This window comes from Mycobacterium sp. (assembly GCF_032159565.1).
Lineage (GTDB): Bacteria > Actinomycetota > Actinomycetes > Mycobacteriales > Mycobacteriaceae > Mycobacterium.
Genome location: NZ_JAVHWR010000144.1, coordinates 1 through 21,332 on the forward strand (window position 1 = coordinate 1; position 21,332 = coordinate 21,332).

Consider the following 21,332-nt stretch of genomic DNA (forward strand, 5'->3'; position numbering starts at 1 on the left):
CCGGCAGTGGCTTCGTGGGCGCTCCGGTGGCGTCGGCGAGTTTGCGCACGTCGAGTTCGTCGACGGCGGTGAATGCGGTCCCGACGAATCGGGACCGAGCCCCCCGGCGGAGCAGCACGCACGGCGCTTTCGCATCGGTGCCGCGCAGCCGCAGCTCGTCGGGCGTGCGCAGAACGGTGTTGAAGCCGAATGCGCGGGCGAACGCCTCCGCGCGGTCCAGATCGGGCTTCTCGAACTCCAGCCAGGCGATGTCGGCGACTTTGATGACGGGATTGCGCGCCCGGCCGGGATGCTCGCCCGGCAACGCACCCTGCTCGCTATGCAACTCGTTGTGGGCGCCCACGGTGCCGCTCATCAGGAACCTCCTCATGAAGTTGACGAAATCGTCACATACTCGGCCGCGATTCGTCAACAGTTTCTGACGAAATCCTCAAAACTGACATATTCTGCTACCGTGAGGACGTGACCGACCCATCGGAGGCGCCTGTCAACCGCCTGACACGGCGCAAACAGCGCACCCGCGCCGCTCTGATCAAGGCCGCGCAGGGGTTCATCGCCGCGGGCAAGATGAACGTTCCGGTGCTGGAGATCACCCAGGCGGCCGACGTGGGAATGGGATCGTTCTACAACCACTTCCAGAGCAAGGAGCAGTTGTTCGATGCCGCCGTCGCCGAAGTGCTCGATACGCACGGCGCGCTGCTGGACCATCTGACCGCATCGCTCGACGACCCGGCCGAGACCTTTGCCTGCAGCTTCCGCCTCACCGGCCGGTTGTTCCGCAGGCGTCCGCAGGAAAGCCAGATCCTGCTCGCCAATGGAATTGAGCTGCTGTCCTCGGAACTCGGCCTCGCGCCGCGCGCGCTGCGCGATATCCGGGCGGGTGTCGAAGCGGGCCGGTTCACCGTCGACGATCCGGAGCTCGCACTGTCGGTGGCGGGCGGCGCGCTGCTCGGCCTTGGGAACCTGCTGCGCAACCAACCCGACCGCGACGACGCGGCGGCCGCCGACGCTGTGACCGAGGACGTTCTGCGGTTGTTCGGCCTGCCTGGCGACGAGGCGCGCGCCATCTGCGGGCGTCCGCTGCCCGATCTGGAGAGTTTCGCGCTGTCCGATACCGCATGACCCCCCTCTGACCACTCAACTTGCGCCCGGTCCGGCGTTGCGGCTTTTATGTCTAGTCATGCCTGAGTTGGATCGCCGCAGCATGATGTTCTTGTCGGGGATCGGCCTGCTTTCAGCGGTCGTCCCCGTTCCGCAAGCGCGGGCCGCCGGCCCCTACATCTTCGAGGACAACTTCGACGGACCTGCCGGTTCCGCGCCCGATCCGGCGAAGTGGGCCGTGTCCAAGGCCCGCGAGACGATGCAGGACCCGACCTTCTGGGAGCTGCCCGAAAACGTCGGCCAGTACCGCGACGACCGCAGGAACGTGTTCCTCGACGGGAAGTCCAACCTGGTCATCAAGGCGTTCAAGGACGGCAACACCTACTACGGCGGCAAGATCTACAGCCTGTGGGAGGGTGGCGTCGGCCACACATGGGAGGCCCGGGTCAAGTTCGACGGCCTGACGGCCGGGGCCTGGCCCGCCTACTGGCTGTCCAGCGATGCCAACGGCGAGATCGACGTCATCGAGTGGTACGGCAACGGCAAATGGCCGTCGGCCACCACGGTTCATGCCAAGGCGAACGGCTCTGAATGGCAGACGCAGAACGTGCCGCTCGACACCGCCTGGCACACCTGGCGAGTCCAATGGGACGCCGCGGGCATGCGTTTCTGGCAGGACTACAAGGACGGGGCGCAGCCGTACTTCACCGTCGCGGCGGATTCCATGGCGGACTGGCCGTTCAACGACCCCGGCTACAAGGTGTTCCCGATCTTCAACCTCGCGGTCGCCGGTTCCGGTGGCGGTGATCCCGGTTCGGGCACCTACCCGGTGAGCATGCTCGTCGACTACATCCGCGTCTGGTAGCCACCGCACTGCACGCGCGTCATACCTCCGGCACCTGAGCGGCGACGTCCGCGCGCGTGGCGTCGAAGCTGAAATAGCCCTTTATGAGCGAGGTTTCGGGCAGCGGCTGGTCGTAGCTCCAGGCAACATCCTCGACGACCGAGTCGCCGATCACCGCCGACCAGTAGGTGGCGTAGCCCTTGTAGTTGCAGTAGCTGCTCGTGGCCGAGCGCCGTAACAGGTCGGTGCGCACATGCGTGGGATCGACGTAGAGAAGGGGCTCGAGCGCCGTCTCGAAGACGATCATCGTGTCCGAGGTGTCGACCAGCGTCGTCCCGTCAACGACGACCCGCAGCCCGCGATTCGTCGGGCGGCAGTCGACCCGGTGATACGGGTTGGGCGGATAGTGGACGAGCGTGCGTCCCTCCTCGACCCAGGTGTCGACCGCGTCCCAGGGCACGGACACATAGCCCGGCGCCTGCGCGACAGGATCATGGGGCAATTCGCCGACCGCGTCGGCGGGAAACGCGAAGCGCAGCGGACGGCCTGCGCGGTGCACCAGCAGCGCCTTCTCGGTGTCGATCACCGGAATGCCACCGCGAAATGCCTGAACGCGCCGGGGATGCGGCTCGACGAACACCACGCCGTCGGGTATCGGGGGCGAGAACCATCCGGCGGGATCCCCACTCAGCGGACCGCGTCCGGTAACGAGACTCATCCCCAAAGCTTTACAAACCGCTGGCCGACCGTCACGCGCCGGGCGGAACTTTCCCCGAAGTCGCCTGCCGGGGCGGCAGAAGGAGTCCAATGGCGGGTACACGGACCGGGGGGTCGTCGGCGAATGGGGTGGGTGTGAAACGACTCAACGGCGTGGACGCGTTGATGCTGTACATCGAGACGCCCGAAGTCCACATGCACACGTTGAAGATCGGCGTGCTGGACGTCTCGAAGATCGACGGGTACAACTTCGACGTGTTTCGCGCCGTCGCGTTCCCGCGACTGCAGGCCATGGCGCCGCTTCGCTATCAGCTCGTCGACATTCCGCTCAAGCTTCACCATCCGATGTGGGTGGTCAACGATGGAATCGACTTCGACTACCACGTCCGCGAGACACGGGTCCCCGCACCGGGTGGGCGTCGCGAGCTCGACCAGTTGATCGGCGAGATCGCCAGCACGCCGCTGGACCGCGGCCGCCCGCTCTGGGAGATGTACGTGGCCGAGGGCCTCGCCGACAACCGGATCGCGATCATCCACAAGGTCCATCACGTGCTCGCCGACGGCACGGCGTCTGCCAATCAGATGGCCAGGGCGATGGCGCCGCAGAGCCCCACCGAAGTCGTCGGCATGTTCGAAGAGCCCGACATCGAGCGGACCAGGACAGCCCTGCTCAAGGCGGCGGGGCGCGATCACGTCGGGCTCATTCGCAAGCTGCCCCGGCTGCTCAGCGAGACGGCGACCGGCGTATCGCGGGTGCGCCGCCGCTCCAAGGAGCGCGGCGAGCATCCCGACCTCGCCAAGAACTTCTCGCCCCCGGACTGCTTCATCAACCACGTCGTCACCCCCGGGCGTCGCTTCGCGACGGCACCGCTGGCGCTGGACGACGTGAGGGAGACCGCCAAGCATCTCGGTGTCACCATCAACGACATCGTGCTCGCGATGGCGTCGGGGGCGCTGCGCCGACTACTGCTTCGCTATGACGGTAAGGCCGACGCGCCGTTGATCGCCGGTGTGCCGGTGAGCACCGACCCGTCACCGGAACGGTTGGCAGGCAACGAGTTCACCTACATCACACCGTCGCTGCCCGTACACGTCTCCGACGCACTCCAACGAGTGAAGCTGATCTCGACGTCGACCGCCATCGCGAAGGAGAACCACCAGCTGCTCGGGCCGACACTGTTGCCGGCGTGGCTGTCCTACCTTCCGCCTGCGCTGGCGCCGCCGGTGTTTCGCAAGCAAGCACAGCGTCTCGAGTCGGCCAGCGTCATGAACTTGACCATCTCGAATGTGCGCGGCCCGCGCGAGCGCGGCCTCATCGAGGGGGCGACGGTCAGCGAGATCTACTCGGTCGGACCGGTGGTCGTGGGCAGCGGTATGAACATCACCGTGTGGAGCTACGTCGACCAGCTGGCCATTTCCGTGCTGACCGACGACCGCACGCTGGACGACCCGCATGAAGCTACCGACGCGATGCTAGAAGCGTTCAACGAGATTCGGGCGGCAGCAGGCATCACCGGCGATCTGACGCCCGTCGGCGCGGCCTTGCCGCTGGCTGCGGCGGCTACCTGACGGCTACCTGGTCCAGCCGCGGCGACGCAGCCACCAGTCTCGCGCGACGACACCGAGAACCAGCAGTGCGAAGACGATCACGAAGATGTCCTCGACGTGTCCGACGTGGTTGCCCCGCAGCATCGCCAAAATGAAGAGCGCGGAGACGATGCCGCCGATCTGGATGTACTTGTGATTCTCCTTGGACCAACCCCAAGCCGCCGACGGCACGTCTTCGACGTCGACACCGTCGGTCTTGTCCAACTCGGTGCTCACCACGGCTGCTCCTCACGGTCGGGCCAAGCGCTGCCGACATTCTTACATGCTCCTACTACGCACGGCCGTAGTGTGGTCCGTCATGGCAGGACAGTTCGACGGGAAAGTCGTCTTCATCACGGGCGCGGCGCGAGGTCAGGGCCGCAGCCACGCCGTCCGGTTCGCCGAGGAGGGCGCCGACGTCATCGCCGTCGACCTGTGCGGACCGATCGACAGCGTCGCCTATCCGATGGCCACCCGTGAGGACCTCGACGAGACGGTCAACCTCGTCGAGAAGACCGGTCGGCGCATCGTGGCCGGGCAGGTCGACGTCCGCGACTTCGACCGGCTCAAGGAATTCGTGGCCACCGGCGTGGCCGAACTCGGGCGGGTCGACTTCATCCTGGCCAATGCGGGCATCTTTCCGGCGGCAGGGAGGCAGCGGCTGGACATGGCCGCGTTCGTCGACGCCGTCGACGTCAACTTGAAGGGCGTGTACTTCACGATTGAGGCCGCGCTACCCGCGATGTTGGAGCGGGGTGAGGGCGGCGCCATCGTCATCACGAGTTCGGCGGCCGGCTTCAAGTCGGTCAGCACCACCTTCGCCACGATCAGTCACGGCGCGGCCGGCTACACCGCCGCCAAGCACGGCGTGATCGGCGTGATGCGACATTACGCAACATCATTGGCGGAGAAGGACATTCGCGTGAACTCGGTGCATCCGGGCGGGGTGGCGACACCGATGATCATCAACGAGGCGATGGGCATGCTGGTCGGCGACCAGCCGGCCTTCGGCGAGGCTCAGCAGCCCAAGCTCTCCATGCCGCCGATGGAGCCCGCCGAGGTCACCGATGCCATCGTCTACCTGTGCGGCCATTCCGGCCGGCACGTGACGGGTGTCGCGCTGCCCTTGGACGGCGGACTGACGCTCAAGTGATCGCGCTGTAGCGGCGCAGCGCTTCGGCGCGTTCGGCCTTGTGGTCGACGATCGGGTCCGGATAGTCGTCGGTGTCCAACTCGGGAATCCAGCGCCGGACGTATTCGCCGTCCGGATCGAACTTCTCACCCTGCGTCGTCGGGTTGAACACCCGGAAGTACGGCGCGGCGTCGGTGCCGGTGCCCGCGGCCCACTGCCAGCCGTGCTGGTTGTTGGCCATGTCGCCGTCGACCAACTGCTCGAGGAACCAGCGCGCGCCCCACTGCCACGGCAGGTGCAGATCCTTGACCAGAAACGAGGCCACGATCATCCGCACCCGGTTGTGCATCCAGCCGGTCTCGGAGAGCTGGCGCATGCCCGCATCGACGATGGGATAGCCGGTCCTACCGACTTTCCATGCCTCGAACACCTTCTTCGCGTCGGCGTCCTCGTCGACCTTCATCGTGTCGAAATTCCTGTTCCAGTTCCACCAAACACTCTCGGGCCACTCGTCGACCACCGCGGCGTAGAAGTCGCGAAAAGCCAACTCGCGCAAATACGCCTGCGCGCCCTTGCCGCGGCCGAGGTCGGTGACCATGGTGCGGGGGTGGATGGTTCCGAACTTGAGGTGTGCCGACATCCGGCTGGTGGCAGACAGGTCGGGCCGATTGCGGTCGTCGGCATAGCCCGCGAGATCGTCGCTGACGAACGACTTCCACTGCCGCAGTGCCGCCTGCTCGCCTGCGGGAAGATCGAGTTCGACTCCGGCATCGGGTATTTCGACAGCGCCGTTGAGGTCGGCCGGGTCGATCCATTTCGCCGACTTCGAGTCCGACTTGGCCGGTGCGCGCCAACCGTGTTTGCGCCATGCGTCGAAGAACGGGGTGAACACCTTGTAGGGTTCGCCGCTGTTCTTGACGACCCGGCCCGGCGAGACCAGATACGGCGATCCGGAGGCTTCCAGCGGTATGTCGCCGAGGGTGTCGCGAACGGCGTCGTCGCGTCGGCGGCTGAACGGCGTGAAGTCGGCCGAGACGTGCACCGCCGTCGCGCCGATGGATTTGGCCAGCGCGGGAATCTGCTCATCGGGCCGCCCACGCGCCACCATCAGACGTCCGTCGAGCGCCTTGTCGAGCTGGCGCAACGCGTCGTAGAGGTACTGCAGCCGCCGCGGTCCCGACGACGCACTCAGGCGCGGGTCGAGCACATAGCAGGCCAACACCTCGCCGTCGGGCTCCGCGGCGTTCAGCAGCGCAGGAAGATCGCGCAGCCGCAGATCCCGCCGGAACCACAACAGAGTCGGCATGCCATTGATGCTGCCCGAAATTCCGACTAAAGAAACAGGGAGCCTCGCTGACGGAAGGATGACGAAATGCAGTTCTGGTCGGGCACCGCCTTCATGGACCCGCTTGAGGCCGTTCCGGTCGCCAAGATGCTCGACGATGCCGGCTATGACGGCATCCTGTGCTCCGACCACATGATCTTTCCGCGCGAGCTGTCGTCGCCCTACCCCGATTCCGCTGACGGCAAGCCGGGATGGCAGCCGGAGACCGCATGGCCCGACCCCTGGGTCCTCATCGGCGCCATGGCCGCGGTGACGCGCCGACTGCGGTTCTCCAACGCGGTCTACGTCGCGCCGGCCCGTCCGCTGCTAGAGGTGGCGAAGCTGGTGGCGACCGCCTCCGTGCTGTCACGGGGGCGGGTATCGCTTGCGGCGGGCATCGGATGGATGCGTGAGGAATACCAGCTGATGGGCCAGGAGTTCGGCAACCGCGGCAGGCGGCTCGACGAGATGATTCCCGCGCTGCGGGAACTGTGGAAGGGCGGTTGGGTGTCTTGGAGCGGCGAGTATTACCAGGTGCCCGAGATGATGCTCGAACCGCATCCACCTGCGCCGGTGCCGATTCTGTGCGGCGGAGAGTCCGATGTGGCATTGCGCCGTGCGGCGCGGCTGTGCGACGGCTGGGTCGGATACGCGTACGCGTGGGATGAAGCCGTCGGTTACGCGCAGCGCCTGACGGCCCTGCGTCGGGAGTACGGACTCCAGGACAAGCCGTTCGAGATCGTGCTGGCCCTGCTCGAGCCACCGTCGGTGGACATCTATCGGCGGGCCGAAGACGCAGGCATCACCACGGTGATGTGCAGGCCGTGGTTGGGGCAGGCCGGCTCGCCCGGAGTCGAGAGTTACCGGAGACCGATCGAGCAGTTCGCGGAGAACATCATCGAAAAGTGCAGGTAGCACAGGCCGCACCAGTTTGAACGGACGGCCCTGCCGAAGGCGACGCGACGCTGAGGGTGAATGTGAGAACCGGCTCTGGCGACGTTTCGGTGCGACGAGCGGCGGGTCAATATGTCGAGAAGTAGAAGCGATCGGCCAGAAACAGATTCTCGATCGGGATGAGTCTTGCGAAACGCCTTGGTGGCGCCGCTTTCTGGTAGTAGTTCATCATCAAGACACCAGCTTTCGTGATCGGCACGATGACGGAGTATTCGTCGCGGATCGGCTCGTAAAAGAGCGTCCCGCTCTTGGCGTCGTATCGGAACTGCCAGTTCCAACCCTCCATGAAGTCGTCGATCGTGTCGTAGCCGAACCGGACATACTGGGGCAGAGGATGTTTCGCGGTGTTGATCAAGAGCTTCTGCATGTCCGCCTTGACTGCGGCCTTGCGACCGGCGTCGGTGCCAGGATCCTTCGCGAGCGCCATGCTCATCTGTTGGCCGAAGAACGAATGGTCGAGCTGACATTGGTACCGCCGCGGCGCATCGGTGTTGATATTGAAGACGGGCAGCCGGACGACGTTTCTGATTTCGTGGGGGTCCGTGGCCGGCGGCGGGTTGAACGGATTGGTCGGGAACCAGCGGGTGTCCTCGGGATTGTCGGGTATCCACGACGTCCACTGGGGCTTCGTCACCCATTTGCGGTCCTGCAGCATGTGCCGCCCGGGGATGCTGTTCGGATCTGCGGGATTCACCGCGGCCGCCTTCGCTTTGGTCGCCTCGGCGGTGGTGGCGGCGTCGAACGCGTTGACGATGTCCTGTTTCGTGCGAGCCTTCCTGGGCTTCGCCTTTGTGCCCGGCGGCAGCGAGGGCATGAAGACGCGGAACGCATACGCCATATAGGCGAGCTCTCCGGACATTTTGGTTCGGCCCGCCGCACCGCTGAAGCTGGCACCGACGAGCAGGTGGTGCGGCGCCGTCACCGCGATCTTGTTGCCCAGTGCTTCCTTCAGTTTCCTCATGAACGGCGCGACCCGACCGGCCGCGCACCCGAAAATGCGCATGCGCGGCGTAGGGCCGGCATTCCTGGCGCGCGGCGTCAGCAGGGCGACGTCCACCACGAGTGTCTTCTGCGCAACCGCATTCTCCAGATCCTCGTAAGTGACGGTGTCGGCGGCCCCGGCGGTCAGCGGAATACGGAATTGTCCGCTGAATCCGCTGGCGTGACTGGCGACGATCAGATCGCGAATCGGATTGGTAATCAATTCGCTTGTCGCGATTCCCTTGAGAAATCCCTGGAGGTCTGCCATCGATGGGGTTTTAACGGCATCGATGAGGATTGTTTGCGGCCGAACTCCGAGAAATTTGGCGATTCGCTTGTCGAACGGGGTCGACCCAGGGGCTATCGCGTAATCGCGGGAGTTCGTGTCGGCTTCGCGTTGCAGCGCCTGGACGCACTTCGTCGGCAGCGGGGCTTTGACAGTAACCATGTCGCCTGCCTTCAACGGCGTCGCGCCACCGCTGAGCGCGATCGGCTTTTTGTTCTTGCCGCGAGCGACGACGATGCCGTCAGTGGCCGCGAGAATCGGGACCCGCCATTGCTGCACGCCATTCGAACGGAGAAAGACATCAAGTCGCGTGTCATTCTTGACGACGAAGGCCACGGCCCGTCAGCTTAGGCCGACGAACCAAGTCGTATGGCGAAAGTTCATCACCGATACGGAAATGTTCGTCACCGCCTCAGCGCCGGGCTTCGGACGTATGCTTCGCAGCGCATTACTAATACCCGCGCGAACGAGTGTTGGGACCGTCTTATGGCCGAGCGGAAGAATGCACAGCGCGTCAGCTACAAAGCGACGTACAACCAAATCAGCCCCACCTCGGTGGTCAGAGATTCGGGCGCCGGCCCTAGGACCAAGATGCCGTTCCGGGCACTGGACAAGGCGGCTTTCGTCGCGTCCCTGAGTATCGTCCCGGCTGAGGTGCCCGTCTTGAAGAAGCGGGCTGCAGCCGGCGAGTCCGCCGCAACCCGCGCCCAGCTTCGCGCCGCGATGGGCGCTATCGAGCAATTGGTCAATGACCGGACCGCCTCGTCGACATTGACCAACGCAAGCGCCTTCGCCGGGATCGATCCGGCGGCACTGGTCGCCATTGCCAAAGAGCTGGCGGAACATCGGCAGAGCGTCGGCGACGCTGTCATGGGATCGGTTGCCAAGATCGTTAGTGCCTATCGCGACTCTCTGACGTCGGTTGCCGCCGTGCCGCCGGTCAAGCCGCCCCGCGGTCGTGCGCGGGCACGCGGCACCACCACGGCTTCGGAGACGACGGAGCTGGGGCTGGCCGTGGTCACCACCGCGGGCCCCGGGACCGCGGCGCGATCGACCGCCCGGACGGAAGTGCAGAATCTCAGTTTCCACACCACCATCGCGATGGACGAGTCCACATCGCCGGCCACGGGATACTCGGCGGTGCTGTCGGATGCGGCGCAGGCGGCTTACACACCGTCGGAGGCGACGGCCCTCGATTGGGCGAAGAAACACGAACCGGCCATGTTCTCCGCCCTGGCCCAACAACTTCAACCCTATCTCGGAGTTTCGGCCGATGAGCGGTTTGCGATCGGAGACGCCAGGGTGGTCCTCGACTACCTGCGTGACAGGTTCAGTCAGGTCTTCGATTCACCGGTCCTGGCGGGCGCAGTCACCGGGTTCGAGTCCAGGATGGCAATCGAGCCGATCGGCAACCTGCATCTGGAACGCATCGAGATGTATCCGGCGGGCGTGCAGCAGGGCGAACTGGTTCACTCCCTACCGCTTGCACCGGGCGAGATCGTCAACATCAGCCACAAAGAGTGGTCCGTCACCGAACGGGAATTCGAGGACATCGTCGAGGACTACTTCGAGGGATACAGCGAACAGGGCGTCGCTGAGAAGACAGACATCGCGATGTCGACGGACTCCCAGACCCAACACGCGACGGCGCTCAACCTGGGAGCGTCGCTGTCTGCGAGCTACTCGTCGATCACACTGTCGACGAACTTCGGCTACAACGCCACGACCAATGACTCCCGGTCGAAGAAAGACAGTCGCGACCACAGCATGGAGCTGACCAAGAAGGCGTCCGCGCGGACCAAGAAGGACCACAAGATGACCTTCAAGGTCACATCCGTCGCGGGAAGCGAGGACCAGTCGGTCCGCGTGATTGCCAACCCGAGCGATACCGACGCGATGCGCGTCGACTACATCCAGCTCGCCAGGAAGTGGAAGGTCGACCTGCTTCGCTATGGCCTGCGGATGACCTACGACATCGTGATCCCCAACCCGGGCGCAGGCATCGTCAAGCTCGTCGAGGATCTGAAGGTGCTCGACGCGAAGATCGGCACCCCGTTCGTGTTCCGGCTTCCGCTGACGGCGATCACGTACAACGCGTTGGCCACAGACCCGGGGCAGATCAGCAACTACGACAGGCTGGCCGCCCAGTACGACGCATCGGTGACACCGCCGCCAGACGCGCGCATCTGGGTGAATGTGCACAAGGAAACGCCGCAGCTGTCCGGAGACGATTACGAGAACGTGCATTTCGACTCGGTCGAGTTCGACATCGACGATGACTACTACGTCTACCAGGTCGATATGGAATACACCGGCCAGACCAAGAAGAACGAACCGCACTGGGTGCTCTCGATGATCGGTGGCGAGTCGCTGAATGCGGGCGCCGCCAAGCTGGTTGGCCGTTCCGGGCACCTGTCGCTCGACTTCATGTTCCAGAACATGTACAACGTCGCGCTCAACATCACGTTCGCATGTCGGCCCAAGGTTCAGGCGCTGCAGGCGTGGCGCCTCGAGGTGTGGAATCAGATCCGGCAGGCCGCAGAAGAGCAGTACAACAAGACCCTGCAGACCTACGAGGAACAGCGGGCCACGCTGCTTCAGCAAATCGCCGATTTCGATGCACTTACCCTGCGCCGTATGGAGCGCGAGGAGATCATGAAGGGCGTGCTGCGGTGGCTGCTCGGACCGCAGTTCTATTTGGTGCCCTTCGATTTGGCGAGTCTCTTCGGCCCCGACGCTACCGATCCCGATGCACACGACCTGCTCGATCCGAACCGGCTGACGGACGCCGAGTGGCTGCGGGTCATGGAGCACGGCGAGTTCATCAAATACGTGCACAACGCGATCGAGTGGGAGAACGTTCTCTATTTCACCTACCCCTACTTCTGGGACAACACCTCGCTGTGGAACTTCAAGAAGTTCCTGTATCACCCCGACTCCACCCACCGCACCTTCCTGCGATCCGGCGCCGCGCGGGTAGTGCTGACCATTCGCCCGGGGTTCGAGGCCAGCTTCACCAGCTTGGTCGAGTCGGGCGCATTCGACGGGCTGCCCGGCCCGCACCCGTACGTCACCATCGCCGAGGAGATCCAGAACTTCGCCAACACCAACTATCCCGGCTTCCCGCCCGCCAATCCGGAGCAGAACGCCCGACCGCTTGTCTATCTCGAACAGCAGCGCGTCTGGCGCGAGATGCAGTACATCATCCAGCTGCTGAATGCATGCAAGGTGGCGACCGGTGAATTCCCTTCGGACAACGGGACACAGACGTTGCCTGCCGCGGCCGTGGCGCCGTACCTCGACGGTCCCGTCGTCGTCAACGGGACGACGTACAACGGCATCAACGACTACAACGCCCAGGCCAACGCCAAGCAGCTCAGCCTGGACCCGGCGACACCGCAGGATGCACTGCTACCGACGTACAGCGCCGTTCCCACAAGTGACCTGGTATGGGGTAACGCGTATTTCTATCAATGCCCGGGAGACACAGGCGACTACGACCTGATCTCCCGCGGTGCCGACGGTCAGCCAGGCGGGGCGGACAAGGACGCCGATATCTCGGCCAATTGCGAAGCGTCGCTCACGTCCACCTGGTACGAGTACACACCGCTCAATGCATTGGACATAGGTATCACGATGAACCCACCGAATGCGGTTCCGCCCCAACCGAGTTCTGACCTCGCTTGACGGCTCACCGGCTAGCCGGCCGGGTCGAACCTGAACACCGCCAACTGTCCGGCGAGCGCCTCGAACTCGTCGGGCGTCCCCTGACGCACGAGCCCGGAGCGTTTGGCGAAGGCGACGCCGACGGGAACCTGCACCGGGAACGCACGCAGTATCGGCCGTGACTCGTCCGCGTTGAGCTCGACGATCCTGATCTCCCGCGACTTGCGCCCACGGGTAAGCGTGCCTGCACCCGCGGCCCGCGCGTTCGCCGCCCAGTCCGCACCGGGATATCCAGCGACGGTGTACAAGTCGCCGCGGTAGGTGAACGGTGTCATCGGGGTGCTGCGGGGCCTGCCGGTCTTCCTGCCGGGCACCGTGAGGATCATTGCCGGACCGGTGCGAACGCCCAGCCGCTGCATCGCCCTCACGACCCGGTTCATCGGCTTGAGGTAGCGCGGTGGCCGAAGTTCTGACATGTGTTCTCTCCTTTGTTAATCGGCGAACAGATCGCGGTGAGGTCGAATTGCGTCGGCGAAGGTCTGCGGAGGCCGGCCGAGGATCTTCTCCACCTCGTTGGTGACCAGCGCCGGCTTGGACACCGTCGCCTCGAGCAGCGCGATGTACCCGTCGGCGAACTCCGCCGAAAACCCGAGATCGATGAAGCGGCGGCGCACGAAATCGGGTGGCACCTCCTGATAGCGCAGCGGCCGACCGAGCACGTCGCCGATGACGCCGACGAGCTCGGTGTTGGTGAGGGCCTGCGGACCGGTCAGCGGAACCTTGCGCCCCAGCAGGTCGTCGCGCACCAGTGCGTGCACGGCCACCGCCGAGATGTCGGCGTCGACGATGGGCGCAGTCGAGGCCGACGCATACGGTCCGCTGACAACATCGCCTGCTCTGATCTGCGGAGCCCACATGCCGATGAAATTGGTGGCGAACACGGTCGGCCGCAGGCTGACCCACTCCAGACCTGAGTCGACGGCGTGCTGCTCGACCTCCTTGTTGCGGTCGCCGCGGAAGCGTGACGGCTGACGGGAGAAGTCGTCGTCTGCGTTGATGGCCGACAGCGCGACAAGCCGTCTGACGCCTGCGCGGCGGGCCAGTTCGACAACCGTCGCGAGCTCATCGCCCAGCGCCCGGGAGTTGAGAAACACCGCAGATGCGCCGCCGATGCCGGCGGCGGCCGATCCGACCACCTCGACGTCGACGGGAAACTGCGCGGAATCGGGTTGACGGGTCACGGCGCGCACGTGCACGCCTGCCTCCGCCAGCTGGTTGACCAGAGGGCGCCCGACGTTGCCGGTTGCGCCCGTGACAAGAATGGTGTTCATGCAACCAAGGACGGGGCGACGAGCGCAAAAGTTACGTCCGGCCTTGGTAACTTTTCGCGCCGCAACTTCGTCGTGAGTACATGACCGAATCACCGTCGGTGGAAGCCGCGTGGCGCAGCCATCGCCCCTACCTGGTGAACCTCGCCTACCAGATGCTCGGGGATGTCGGCGAGGCCGAGGACGTCGCGCAGGAGACGTTCCTGCGGCTGTCGCGAACAGACCTCGACGACATCGACGATGTTCGCGGCTGGCTCACGGTGGTCGCAGGGCGGCTGTGCCTCGACCAGCTGCGGTCGGCCCGCGCCCGCCACGAGCGCCCCGAGAACGTGGAATCGGACGACATGGTTGGGCCAAAGGCGCCGGATCCGGCCGACCGCGTCACGCTCGACGACGAGGTCCGCGAAGCGATGTTGGACCTGTTACGGCGGCTGTCGCCCGGTGAGCGCGTGACATTCGTGCTGCACGACGTCTTCCAGGTGCCGTTCGACGAGATCGCTACGACGGTCGGTCGGCCCGTGGGCACCTGCCGCCAACTCGCCCGACGCGCACGGAGCAAGTTCGCCGCGGCCTCACCGCGACTGACCGAAGTCGCCGATGCCGAACACCAACTCGTCACCGAGAAATTCATCACCGCGTGCGCCAACGGTGATCTCGATGCGCTGACGGCCGTGCTGGATCCCGCTGTGTGGGGGGTCGGCACCGTACTGGGCGAGGGAGCTCAGCCGCCTCAGGTCAACCATGGCCCGGACGACGTGGGCCGCAACCTGCTTCGCTACCTCGGACACGGCGCGACGCTTGTCAGTGGGCCGGTCGGGGAGCCGGTTCTGCTGGCCTTCGCCCAACGGCGACTGTTCGCCGTCATCGTGCTCACGCTGCGCGGCAACCGCGTGTTCAAAATCGAAGCGAGCGTCGACCCAACGGCAGCAGCCCGACCGTGATGATCGGTCGGGCTGCTCCGGCGTATTCTGTTGTGGTCTAAATCAATTCATCGGTGGCATCAACACGGTGTCGATCATGTACACCTGTGCGTTCGCCGTGGCGACTCCGCCGCACACCACCGAGGCGTCGTTGACCTTGAGGTTGCTGCCCATACCGGTCACCGTCAGATCGGCGCCCTGGACGGTCTTGTGCGTTCCGACTATTTGTGCCGGGCTGGCCTGGCCCGAAACCACGTGGTAGGTGAGGATGCTGGTGAGCAGGTCCGAGTCGGTTTTGAGCTTCTCGATCGTCGCCGGGTCGAGCTTGCCGAACGCATCGTCGGTTGGCGCGAAGACGGTGAACTCGCCGCTGTTGAGGGTGTCGACCAGGTTGACGTTCGGGTTGAGCTGGCCCGACACAGCCTTGGTCAGCGTGGTCAGCATCGGGTTGTTCGATGCCGCAACCGCGACGGGATCCATCGCCATCCCGGCCACTGAACCGGGGCCTGTCGGTACCTTCTCGGCGTAGGCGGTACATGACGGCCCAACCAGTTCGGCGGACGCGGTGCCCGTGAAGGTCAGCGACATGCCCATCGCCGCTGCCGCGGCCAGACCAGCAACCGCAATCGACTTCTTCATCTTCGTCATCTGTTTTCCACTTCCTGTATTTGAAGACAGCGCTCGCCGCCTCACCTCGTTGTGCTTCTCATCAGTCATTCGGAGCAGGTGCGTGCGCGGATGGGTGATGTGGGTGGAAACATCAGCCGTAGGTGAATGAAAACGCTTGCAGTCCTTTGCTCAACCGCACTTCAAGCTCTCCGCGTGTGACTGCGTCACCGGACACCAACTGATGCGACGTCGGCGCGCCGCTGATCGGCACGTTCATCGTCTCGTCGTTGCTCGTCACGGTCACATCGCCCTCGCCGCCGACGACGATGTAGACGTTCTTCGCGTTGTATCTCAATGAAATCCGCGAGTCGTCCGACTCCGCCGTCGCGCCCTGGAAGTCCAACTTCCAGCGTCCGCGGTAAGCGAAGCTGTCGTCGGCGAGTCTCCTCGGGTAGGTGAACTCCGCGGTGCCCTCGCTGTACGTGTCGGGACCGCCGTAGTTCACCATCTTGCCGACCCCGAAATACGTCTCGGGTGTCTGACCGGCAGCAGGCGTCTGGTCGGCGGAATCACTCGGCGGCGGCAACTGCACATCGGGGTTCGCGTCGACCAGCAGTTCTCTGATCAGGTTCTCGGTGACGTCGTAGTCGCCCTCGCCGAACTTTATATGGCGCACAGTGCCATTCGCGTCGATGAGGTATTCGGCAGGCCAGTAGCGATTGCGATAGTTGGTCCAGGTCGACAGGCTGTTGTCGAGAGCGACCGGGTAGGTGATGCCCAGATCCTCGGCAAGGCTGGCGACATTGCCCACGATCTTCTCGAATGCGTACTCGGGGCTGTGCACACCGACGACCTCCAGGCCGAGGTCTTTGTACTTGCCGTACCAGTCGACCACGTGCGGGATCGCACGCTGGCAGTTGATGCACGAGTACGCCCAGAAATCAACCAGAACCACCTTGCGGCGCAGCGATTTCAGGTCGACCGGAGCGCCATCCGGCGTGTTCAGCCAACCGGTGATTCCCTTGATATCCGGTGCCGTGCCGCAGCTTTCGAGCTTTGCGCCGCCGCTGCTGCATTTCGACAATTCCCGGTTCTGGTCGTTGACCAGGCCGCCGAGGTCGAGCCTCTCCTGAACCTCATCGGACGCGACGACCTTGTCCTGCAATGAGCCGGTGTAATCGGGAATTGCTCGTTGCAGCGTGGCGGGCACGTTGAACACCAGCGCGAGCGCAAACGCCAGCATCACCATGCCACCGACGACGCGAATGCGACGTTGGTGTCTGCGGAAGGTGCCGACCCGTTCGGCGACCCGCTGACCGGCCAGAGCGAAGAACAGCAGCGGCAGCGCGGCGCCGATGGCGAAGGAGATGGTCAACGCGACGGTGTCGATGCCGACGGCTCCCGTCGCACCGGCCACCACGATCGCGGCGAGAACCGGTCCGGCGCAGGGTACGTACAGCACGCCCAGCGCCAGTCCCAATCCGAAACCGCTTCTGCCCTCGCTCATTTGAAGCTGGGGAATGCGGCTGAACGGTTTCTCCAGAATCTCCTCGAAGCGAGGGAAGATCAGACCGAGGCCGATGACGGTCAGCGCGATGAGCCCGGCCCACCTGATCGCGTCCTGCGGAAGATGCAAAAGCGAAAGCAGCGAGGTCCCGATGAGCGTGACCAGGCTGAAGCTGAGTACCAGCCCGCCGATCACCCGGTACGGCCGAAGCCGCCCAGACAGTGCGGGTTTGGGCTTGACGGCGACGGCGATGCCGCCCTCAGACTCGGCGACCGGCTCTGAGCGTGTGCTCTGTGCGCCGGAGAAGAAGATCACCGGCAGCACCGGCAGTATGCATGGCGAGATGCCGGTGATCAGACCGCCGAGAAGGCCGATCAGTACAAGTGTGAACATGTCAGTTATTCGGAGCCACAACGCATTTGGATGGGTCTAGTTGTTCGCCGAGCAGACGCGGAATCGCACGAATCCCGAAGGATCCGTGCGATTCCGCGTCTTTTCGCACTAGCTGGCCGGCGGCATCAGCACGGTGTCGATCATGTACACCTGTGCATTGGCGGTCGAGACCCCTCCGCACACCAGCCCGGCGTCATTGGTCTTGAGGCCGTTGCCTTCACCGGTGACAGTGACCTCGCCGCCCTGCACGGTCTTGTGCGTTCCGACGACCTTCGACGGGCTCGCCTGGCCGGGCACCACATGGTAGGTCAGGATGCTCGTCAGCAGATCCGAGTCGGTCTTGAGCTTCTCGATCGTCGCCGGGTCGATCTTCGCGAACGCATCGTCGGTCGGGGCGAACACCGTGAACTCACCGCCGTTGAGGGTTTCGACCAGGTTGACGTTCGGGTTGAGCTTGCCGGACAACGCTTGGGTCAGCGTCTTGAGCATCGGGTTGTTCGACGCCGCCACCGTCACCGGATCCTGCGCCATGCCCGCCACCGAGCCCGGGCCCTCGGGCACCTGCTCGGCGTAGGCCGCGCAACCCGTTCCCACGAGATTCGCCGCCGGGTCCGCCTCGGCCTGCGTCGTGGCCGGCGCGGCGGATGACGTCGTTTCGGCGGCCGCCGACTGTTCAGAGGTCGAGCTGTCGGTGGAACACGCCGAAAGGCCGAGAACCGCGAGTGCCGCGATGGTGGCCGCCGTCAGTGTGCTGCGGTGAACATTTCTCATTGGTGCTCTGACTCCTTGGTGGGGGCGGGCAGGGCCGCCCATGGGCATGACAGCGGGGATTCGGCGTGACAGCGATCACGGATGGGCACGGCGCCGATGCGTCACTTTTGCGTCACGTCTCATGGCGAGCAGACGCGAAATCGCACATATCCGCCTCGATCTGTGCGAGTTTCCGTCTGCTCGGCGGAGAGCGGCACAATGGGACGGTGAGCACAGCGCACGCGAGGAGCACGACGGACTTCCGCCTGCGCGTGCTGATCCTCGGCAGCACCGGTTCGATCGGCACCCAGGCGCTCGACGTCATCGCGGCCAACAGGGACCGCTTCGAGGTGGTCGGATTGGCCGCAGGGGGCGGAAACCCCGATTTGCTGGTGCGCCAGCGCATGGAAACCGGCGTCACCAACATCGCAGTCGCCGATCCCGACGCCGCGGACAAAGTGGGCGACGTCACCTATGCGGGCCCGGACGCCGCGACTTCGCTTGTCGAGAACACCGAGGCCGACGTCGTGCTCAATGCATTGGTCGGCGCCCTGGGGCTGCAGCCGACCCTGGCCGCGCTGGCCAGCGGCGCGCGGCTGGCGCTGGCCAACAAGGAGTCGCTGATCGCAGGCGGACCGCTGGTCCTGAGGGCGGCGATGCCGGGTCAGATCGTGCCGGTCGACTCCGAGCATTCGGCGATCGCCCAGTGCCTGAGGGGCGGAACCCCCGACGAGGTGGCGAAAATCGTGCTGACGGCCTCCGGCGGGCCCTTCCGCGGCTGGACCGCCGACCGCCTCGAGGACGTCACGCCCGAGCAGGCCGGCGCGCATCCGACCTGGTCGATGGGTCCGATGAACACCCTGAACTCGGCATCGCTGGTCAACAAGGGCCTGGAGCTGATCGAGACCCACCTGCTGTTCGGCATTCCGTATGAGCGCATCGAGGTGGTGGTTCACCCGCAGTCGATCGTGCACTCGATGGTGACGTTCACCGACGGTTCGACGATCGCCCAGGCCAGCCCGCCGGACATGAAGCTGCCGATCGCGCTGGCGCTGGGCTGGCCGTCGCGGGTGCCCGCCGCCGCGCCGGCGTGCGACTTCAGCACCGCTTCGACCTGGGAGTTCGAGCCGCTGGACGCGGACGTCTTTCCGGCCGTCGAGCTGGCCAGGGAGGCAGGCAGGCGGGGCGGCTGCCTGACCGCGGTCTACAACGCGGCGAACGAAGAGGCCGCCGCGGCGTTCCTCGACGGCCGGATCGGTTTCCCCGCGATCGTGCGCACCATCGCCGACGTGCTGCGTGCTGCAGACCAGTGGGCCGCCGAACCCGCTACCGTGGAAGAAGTGCTTGACGCGCAACGCTGGGCCCGGGACAGGGCAAGGGGCGCGGTTTCTCGGGAGGTTGTCACCACAAAATGATGTGGGTCATCGGCGTAGTACTTTTCGCGCTGGGCATCTTGATATCGGTGGCGCTGCATGAGTGCGGGCACATGTGGGTGGCGCGTGCCACCGGGATGAAGGTGCGCCGTTACTTCGTCGGCTTTGGTCCGACGCTGTGGTCCACCCGGCGGCCCAACAAGCTGGGCTACACCGAATACGGCGTGAAGGCGATCCCGCTCGGTGGGTTCTGCGACATCGCCGGGATGACGTCGATCGACGAGATCGCCCCGGAAGACCTTCGGTATGCGATGTACAAGCAGAAGACGTGGAAACGCGCCGCCGTGCTGTTCGCCGGCCCAGGCATGAATTTCGTCGTCGGCCTGGTGATCCTCTACGCCATTGCGCTGCATTGGGGCCTACCCAACCTGAGCCCGCAGCCCGCGGCCTATGTCAGCCAGACCACTTGTGTCGCACCGGCGATCAGCAAGGACAAGATGGCCGACTGCACGGGTGAGGGGCCTGCTTCCGCCGCGGGCATCAAGCAGGGCGACGTCGTCGTCAAGGTGGGCAACACCGACGTGCACAACCCCGACGAGATGGTCGCCGCAGTCCGCAAGGCCAGCGGCCCGACACCGTTCGTCATCGAGCGCGACGGAAAGCAGATCACCACGGTCGTCGACGTCGTCGAGACGAAGCGCTACACGTCCGACACCGCTCAAACTCCGTCGACGGTCGGCGCAGTGGGCGTCGCCGCCGCTGAGCTCGGGCCCGTGGAGTACACGCACTACAACCCGGTCACCGCAATTCCCGGCACGGTGGCGTTCACCGGCGATCTGTCCGTCGAACTGGGCAAGTCGCTGGCGAAGATCCCGACCAAGATCGGGGCCCTGGTGCAGTCCATCGGTGGCGGCGAGCGCGATCCGGAAACTCCGATCAGCGTCGTGGGCGCTTCCCGTATCGGCGGCGACGCCTTCGAACGAGGGCTTTACCTCGCGTTCTGGTTCTTCCTCGCGCAACTGAACTTCGTGCTCGGCGCGGTCAACCTGGTGCCCCTGCTGCCGTTCGACGGCGGACACGTCGCGGTGGCGTGGTACGAGAAGATCCGCAATGTGATCCGCAGGGCCCGGGGCATGGCCGCCGCGGCGCCGGTGAACTACGTCAAGTTGATGCCCGCCACTTACGTGATCTTGGTGTTCGTGGTCGGTTACATGGCGCTGACCGTGACGGCCGACTTCGTCAACCCCATCAGACCCTTCGAGTAGGAGACCTCCATGTCCGTCGGCTTAGGGATGCCGGCACCTCCGGTGCCCACACTGGCTCCGCGGCGAAAAACCCGGCAGCTCATGGTCGGCGACGTCGGCATCGGCAGCGACCACCCGATCGCGGTGCAGTCGATGTGCACCACAAAGACCCACGATGTGAACACCACGCTGCAGCAGATCGCGGAGCTCACCGCGTCCGGCTGCGACATCGTCCGGGTAGCCTGCCCGCGACAGGAAGACGCCGACGCGCTTTCGGAGATCGCCAAGCACAGCCAGATTCCCGTCATCGCCGACATCCACTTCCAGCCGAAGTACATCTTCGCCGCGATCGACGCCGGCTGCGCCGCCGTCAGGGTGAACCCGGGCAACATCAAGGAATTCGACGGCCGGGTCAAGGAGGTCGCCAAGGCCGCAGGCGACGCGGGCATCCCGATCCGCATCGGCGTCAACGCAGGCTCGCTGGATGCACGGATGATGAAGAAGTACGGCAAGGCCACCCCGGAAGCACTCGTCGAGTCGGCGCTGTGGGAGGCATCGCTCTTCGAGGAGCACGGCTTCGGCGACATCAAGATCAGCGTCAAGCACAACGATCCCG

20 protein-coding genes are annotated in these 21,332 nt (G+C 65.0%); 10 read left to right on the forward strand and 10 right to left on the reverse strand.

Annotation, left to right across the window (positions count from 1 at the left end; translation table 11 throughout):
* Positions 1-355, reverse strand: a 355-nt coding sequence (locus tag QOC76_RS19705) for a VOC family protein (RefSeq protein WP_526359471.1), incomplete at its 3' end; no start/stop codon positions are given.
* A 107-nt stretch (positions 356-462) separates the two neighbouring features.
* On the opposite strand from QOC76_RS19705, the gene QOC76_RS19710 reads away from it, so the two are divergent.
* Both QOC76_RS19710 and QOC76_RS19715 read left to right on the forward strand, forming a co-directional pair.
* Positions 463-1,122 carry a TetR/AcrR family transcriptional regulator gene (locus QOC76_RS19710; RefSeq protein ID WP_526359473.1) on the forward strand — a complete coding sequence of 220 codons (660 nt, stop codon included), beginning with the start codon at positions 463-465 and terminating at the stop codon, positions 1,120-1,122.
* Positions 1,123-1,180: 58 nt separating this feature from the next.
* Positions 1,181-1,966: a glycoside hydrolase family 16 protein gene (locus tag QOC76_RS19715; RefSeq protein ID WP_526359475.1), complete on the forward strand. Its 786-nt coding sequence runs from the start codon at positions 1,181-1,183 to the stop codon at positions 1,964-1,966.
* 19 nt (positions 1,967-1,985) lie between these two features.
* Here QOC76_RS19715 and QOC76_RS19720 read toward each other — a convergent pair whose 3' ends face one another.
* A complete protein-coding gene (locus tag QOC76_RS19720) occupies positions 1,986-2,663 on the reverse strand; it encodes a DUF427 domain-containing protein (protein WP_526359477.1) in 678 nt (225 codons plus the stop codon).
* A gap of 134 nt (positions 2,664-2,797) precedes the next feature.
* On the opposite strand from QOC76_RS19720, the gene QOC76_RS19725 reads away from it, so the two are divergent.
* Positions 2,798-4,231, forward strand: coding sequence for a WS/DGAT/MGAT family O-acyltransferase (locus QOC76_RS19725; protein WP_526359509.1), 1,434 nt, complete (start codon positions 2,798-2,800; stop codon positions 4,229-4,231).
* Between the two features lie 3 nt (positions 4,232-4,234).
* On the opposite strand, the gene QOC76_RS19730 is transcribed toward QOC76_RS19725, so the two are convergent.
* A complete protein-coding gene (locus QOC76_RS19730) occupies positions 4,235-4,489 on the reverse strand; it encodes a DUF2631 domain-containing protein (RefSeq protein ID WP_526359479.1) in 255 nt (84 codons plus the stop codon).
* Between the two features lie 79 nt (positions 4,490-4,568).
* Between QOC76_RS19730 and QOC76_RS19735 the strand changes: the two genes are divergently transcribed.
* Positions 4,569-5,402, forward strand: a complete 834-nt coding sequence (locus QOC76_RS19735; RefSeq protein WP_526359481.1) for a mycofactocin-coupled SDR family oxidoreductase — start codon at positions 4,569-4,571, stop codon at positions 5,400-5,402.
* Here the strand turns inward: QOC76_RS19735 and QOC76_RS19740 are convergent.
* On the reverse strand, positions 5,395-6,687 hold the full coding sequence (locus tag QOC76_RS19740) for a cryptochrome/photolyase family protein (RefSeq protein WP_526359483.1): 1,293 nt from the start codon (positions 6,685-6,687) through the stop codon (positions 5,395-5,397). The genes QOC76_RS19735 and QOC76_RS19740 overlap by 8 nt on opposite strands.
* Before the next feature lie 66 nt (positions 6,688-6,753).
* On the opposite strand from QOC76_RS19740, the gene QOC76_RS19745 reads away from it, so the two are divergent.
* The gene (locus QOC76_RS19745; protein WP_526359485.1) at positions 6,754-7,620 is read left to right on the forward strand and encodes a TIGR03619 family F420-dependent LLM class oxidoreductase; all 867 of its coding nucleotides are present in this window, start codon (positions 6,754-6,756) and stop codon (positions 7,618-7,620) included.
* Between the two features lie 106 nt (positions 7,621-7,726).
* Here the strand turns inward: QOC76_RS19745 and QOC76_RS19750 are convergent, their stop codons facing one another.
* Positions 7,727-9,262 carry a hypothetical protein gene (locus QOC76_RS19750; RefSeq protein ID WP_526359487.1) on the reverse strand — a complete coding sequence of 512 codons (1,536 nt, stop codon included), beginning with the start codon at positions 9,260-9,262 and terminating at the stop codon, positions 7,727-7,729.
* 150 nt (positions 9,263-9,412) lie between these two features.
* On the opposite strand from QOC76_RS19750, the gene QOC76_RS19755 reads away from it, so the two are divergent.
* A complete protein-coding gene (locus QOC76_RS19755) occupies positions 9,413-12,613 on the forward strand; it encodes a type II secretion system protein GspG (RefSeq protein ID WP_526359489.1) in 3,201 nt (1,066 codons plus the stop codon).
* 11 nt (positions 12,614-12,624) lie between these two features.
* Here QOC76_RS19755 and QOC76_RS19760 read toward each other — a convergent pair whose 3' ends face one another.
* Both QOC76_RS19760 and QOC76_RS19765 read right to left on the reverse strand, forming a co-directional pair.
* On the reverse strand, positions 12,625-13,068 hold the full coding sequence (locus QOC76_RS19760; protein WP_526359491.1) for a nitroreductase family deazaflavin-dependent oxidoreductase: 444 nt from the start codon (positions 13,066-13,068) through the stop codon (positions 12,625-12,627).
* A gap of 15 nt (positions 13,069-13,083) precedes the next feature.
* Complete coding sequence (locus QOC76_RS19765; protein ID WP_526359493.1) at positions 13,084-13,923, reverse strand: NAD(P)H-binding protein; 840 nt, start codon at positions 13,921-13,923, stop codon at positions 13,084-13,086.
* An 80-nt stretch (positions 13,924-14,003) separates the two neighbouring features.
* On the opposite strand from QOC76_RS19765, the gene sigI reads away from it, so the two are divergent.
* Positions 14,004-14,861, forward strand: coding sequence for an RNA polymerase sigma factor SigI (gene sigI, locus QOC76_RS19770; protein ID WP_526359495.1), 858 nt, complete (start codon positions 14,004-14,006; stop codon positions 14,859-14,861).
* Between the two features lie 42 nt (positions 14,862-14,903).
* On the opposite strand, the gene QOC76_RS19775 is transcribed toward sigI, so the two are convergent.
* From QOC76_RS19775 to QOC76_RS19785, 3 genes are all read right to left on the reverse strand, one after another.
* A complete protein-coding gene (locus QOC76_RS19775; RefSeq protein ID WP_526359497.1) occupies positions 14,904-15,488 on the reverse strand; it encodes a fasciclin domain-containing protein in 585 nt (194 codons plus the stop codon).
* A gap of 112 nt (positions 15,489-15,600) precedes the next feature.
* On the reverse strand, positions 15,601-17,349 hold the full coding sequence (locus QOC76_RS19780; protein ID WP_526359499.1) for a cytochrome c biogenesis protein DipZ: 1,749 nt from the start codon (positions 17,347-17,349) through the stop codon (positions 15,601-15,603).
* Positions 17,350-17,457: 108 nt separating this feature from the next.
* Positions 17,458-18,120 carry a fasciclin domain-containing protein gene (locus tag QOC76_RS19785; RefSeq protein WP_526359501.1) on the reverse strand — a complete coding sequence of 221 codons (663 nt, stop codon included), beginning with the start codon at positions 18,118-18,120 and terminating at the stop codon, positions 17,458-17,460.
* Positions 18,121-18,326: 206 nt separating this feature from the next.
* Here QOC76_RS19785 and dxr point away from each other — a divergent pair, with 206 nt between their 5' ends.
* The 3 genes from dxr to QOC76_RS19800 all read left to right on the forward strand — a co-directional run.
* A complete protein-coding gene (gene dxr / locus QOC76_RS19790; RefSeq protein ID WP_526359503.1) occupies positions 18,327-19,514 on the forward strand; it encodes a 1-deoxy-D-xylulose-5-phosphate reductoisomerase in 1,188 nt (395 codons plus the stop codon).
* Positions 19,511-20,737 (forward strand): M50 family metallopeptidase, encoded by a 1,227-nt coding sequence (locus QOC76_RS19795; protein WP_526359505.1) that lies wholly within the window; start codon positions 19,511-19,513, stop codon positions 20,735-20,737. The genes dxr and QOC76_RS19795 overlap by 4 nt, the downstream gene beginning before the upstream one ends.
* 9 nt (positions 20,738-20,746) lie before the next feature.
* Positions 20,747-21,332, forward strand: a 586-nt coding sequence (locus tag QOC76_RS19800) for a flavodoxin-dependent (E)-4-hydroxy-3-methylbut-2-enyl-diphosphate synthase (protein WP_526359507.1), incomplete at its 3' end; no start/stop codon positions are given.

Excerpts from the sequence above, each read along its gene's own strand:
- QOC76_RS19715 (WP_526359475.1), top strand. The coding sequence starts at position 1,181 with ATGCCTGAGTTGGATCGCCGCAGCATGATGTTCTTGTCGGGGATCGGC.
- QOC76_RS19720 (WP_526359477.1), bottom strand. The coding sequence starts at position 2,663 with ATGAGTCTCGTTACCGGACGCGGTCCGCTGAGTGGGGATCCCGCCGGA.
- QOC76_RS19735 (WP_526359481.1), top strand. The coding sequence starts at position 4,569 with ATGGCAGGACAGTTCGACGGGAAAGTCGTCTTCATCACGGGCGCGGCG.
- QOC76_RS19740 (WP_526359483.1), bottom strand. The coding sequence starts at position 6,687 with ATGCCGACTCTGTTGTGGTTCCGGCGGGATCTGCGGCTGCGCGATCTT.
- QOC76_RS19745 (WP_526359485.1), top strand. The coding sequence starts at position 6,754 with ATGCAGTTCTGGTCGGGCACCGCCTTCATGGACCCGCTTGAGGCCGTT.
- QOC76_RS19755 (WP_526359489.1), top strand. The coding sequence starts at position 9,413 with ATGGCCGAGCGGAAGAATGCACAGCGCGTCAGCTACAAAGCGACGTAC.
- QOC76_RS19760 (WP_526359491.1), bottom strand. The coding sequence starts at position 13,068 with ATGTCAGAACTTCGGCCACCGCGCTACCTCAAGCCGATGAACCGGGTC.
- QOC76_RS19765 (WP_526359493.1), bottom strand. The coding sequence starts at position 13,923 with ATGAACACCATTCTTGTCACGGGCGCAACCGGCAACGTCGGGCGCCCT.
- sigI (WP_526359495.1), top strand. The coding sequence starts at position 14,004 with ATGACCGAATCACCGTCGGTGGAAGCCGCGTGGCGCAGCCATCGCCCC.
- QOC76_RS19775 (WP_526359497.1), bottom strand. The coding sequence starts at position 15,488 with ATGACGAAGATGAAGAAGTCGATTGCGGTTGCTGGTCTGGCCGCGGCA.
- QOC76_RS19780 (WP_526359499.1), bottom strand. The coding sequence starts at position 17,349 with ATGTTCACACTTGTACTGATCGGCCTTCTCGGCGGTCTGATCACCGGC.
- QOC76_RS19785 (WP_526359501.1), bottom strand. The coding sequence starts at position 18,120 with ATGAGAAATGTTCACCGCAGCACACTGACGGCGGCCACCATCGCGGCA.
- QOC76_RS19795 (WP_526359505.1), top strand. The coding sequence starts at position 19,511 with ATGATGTGGGTCATCGGCGTAGTACTTTTCGCGCTGGGCATCTTGATA.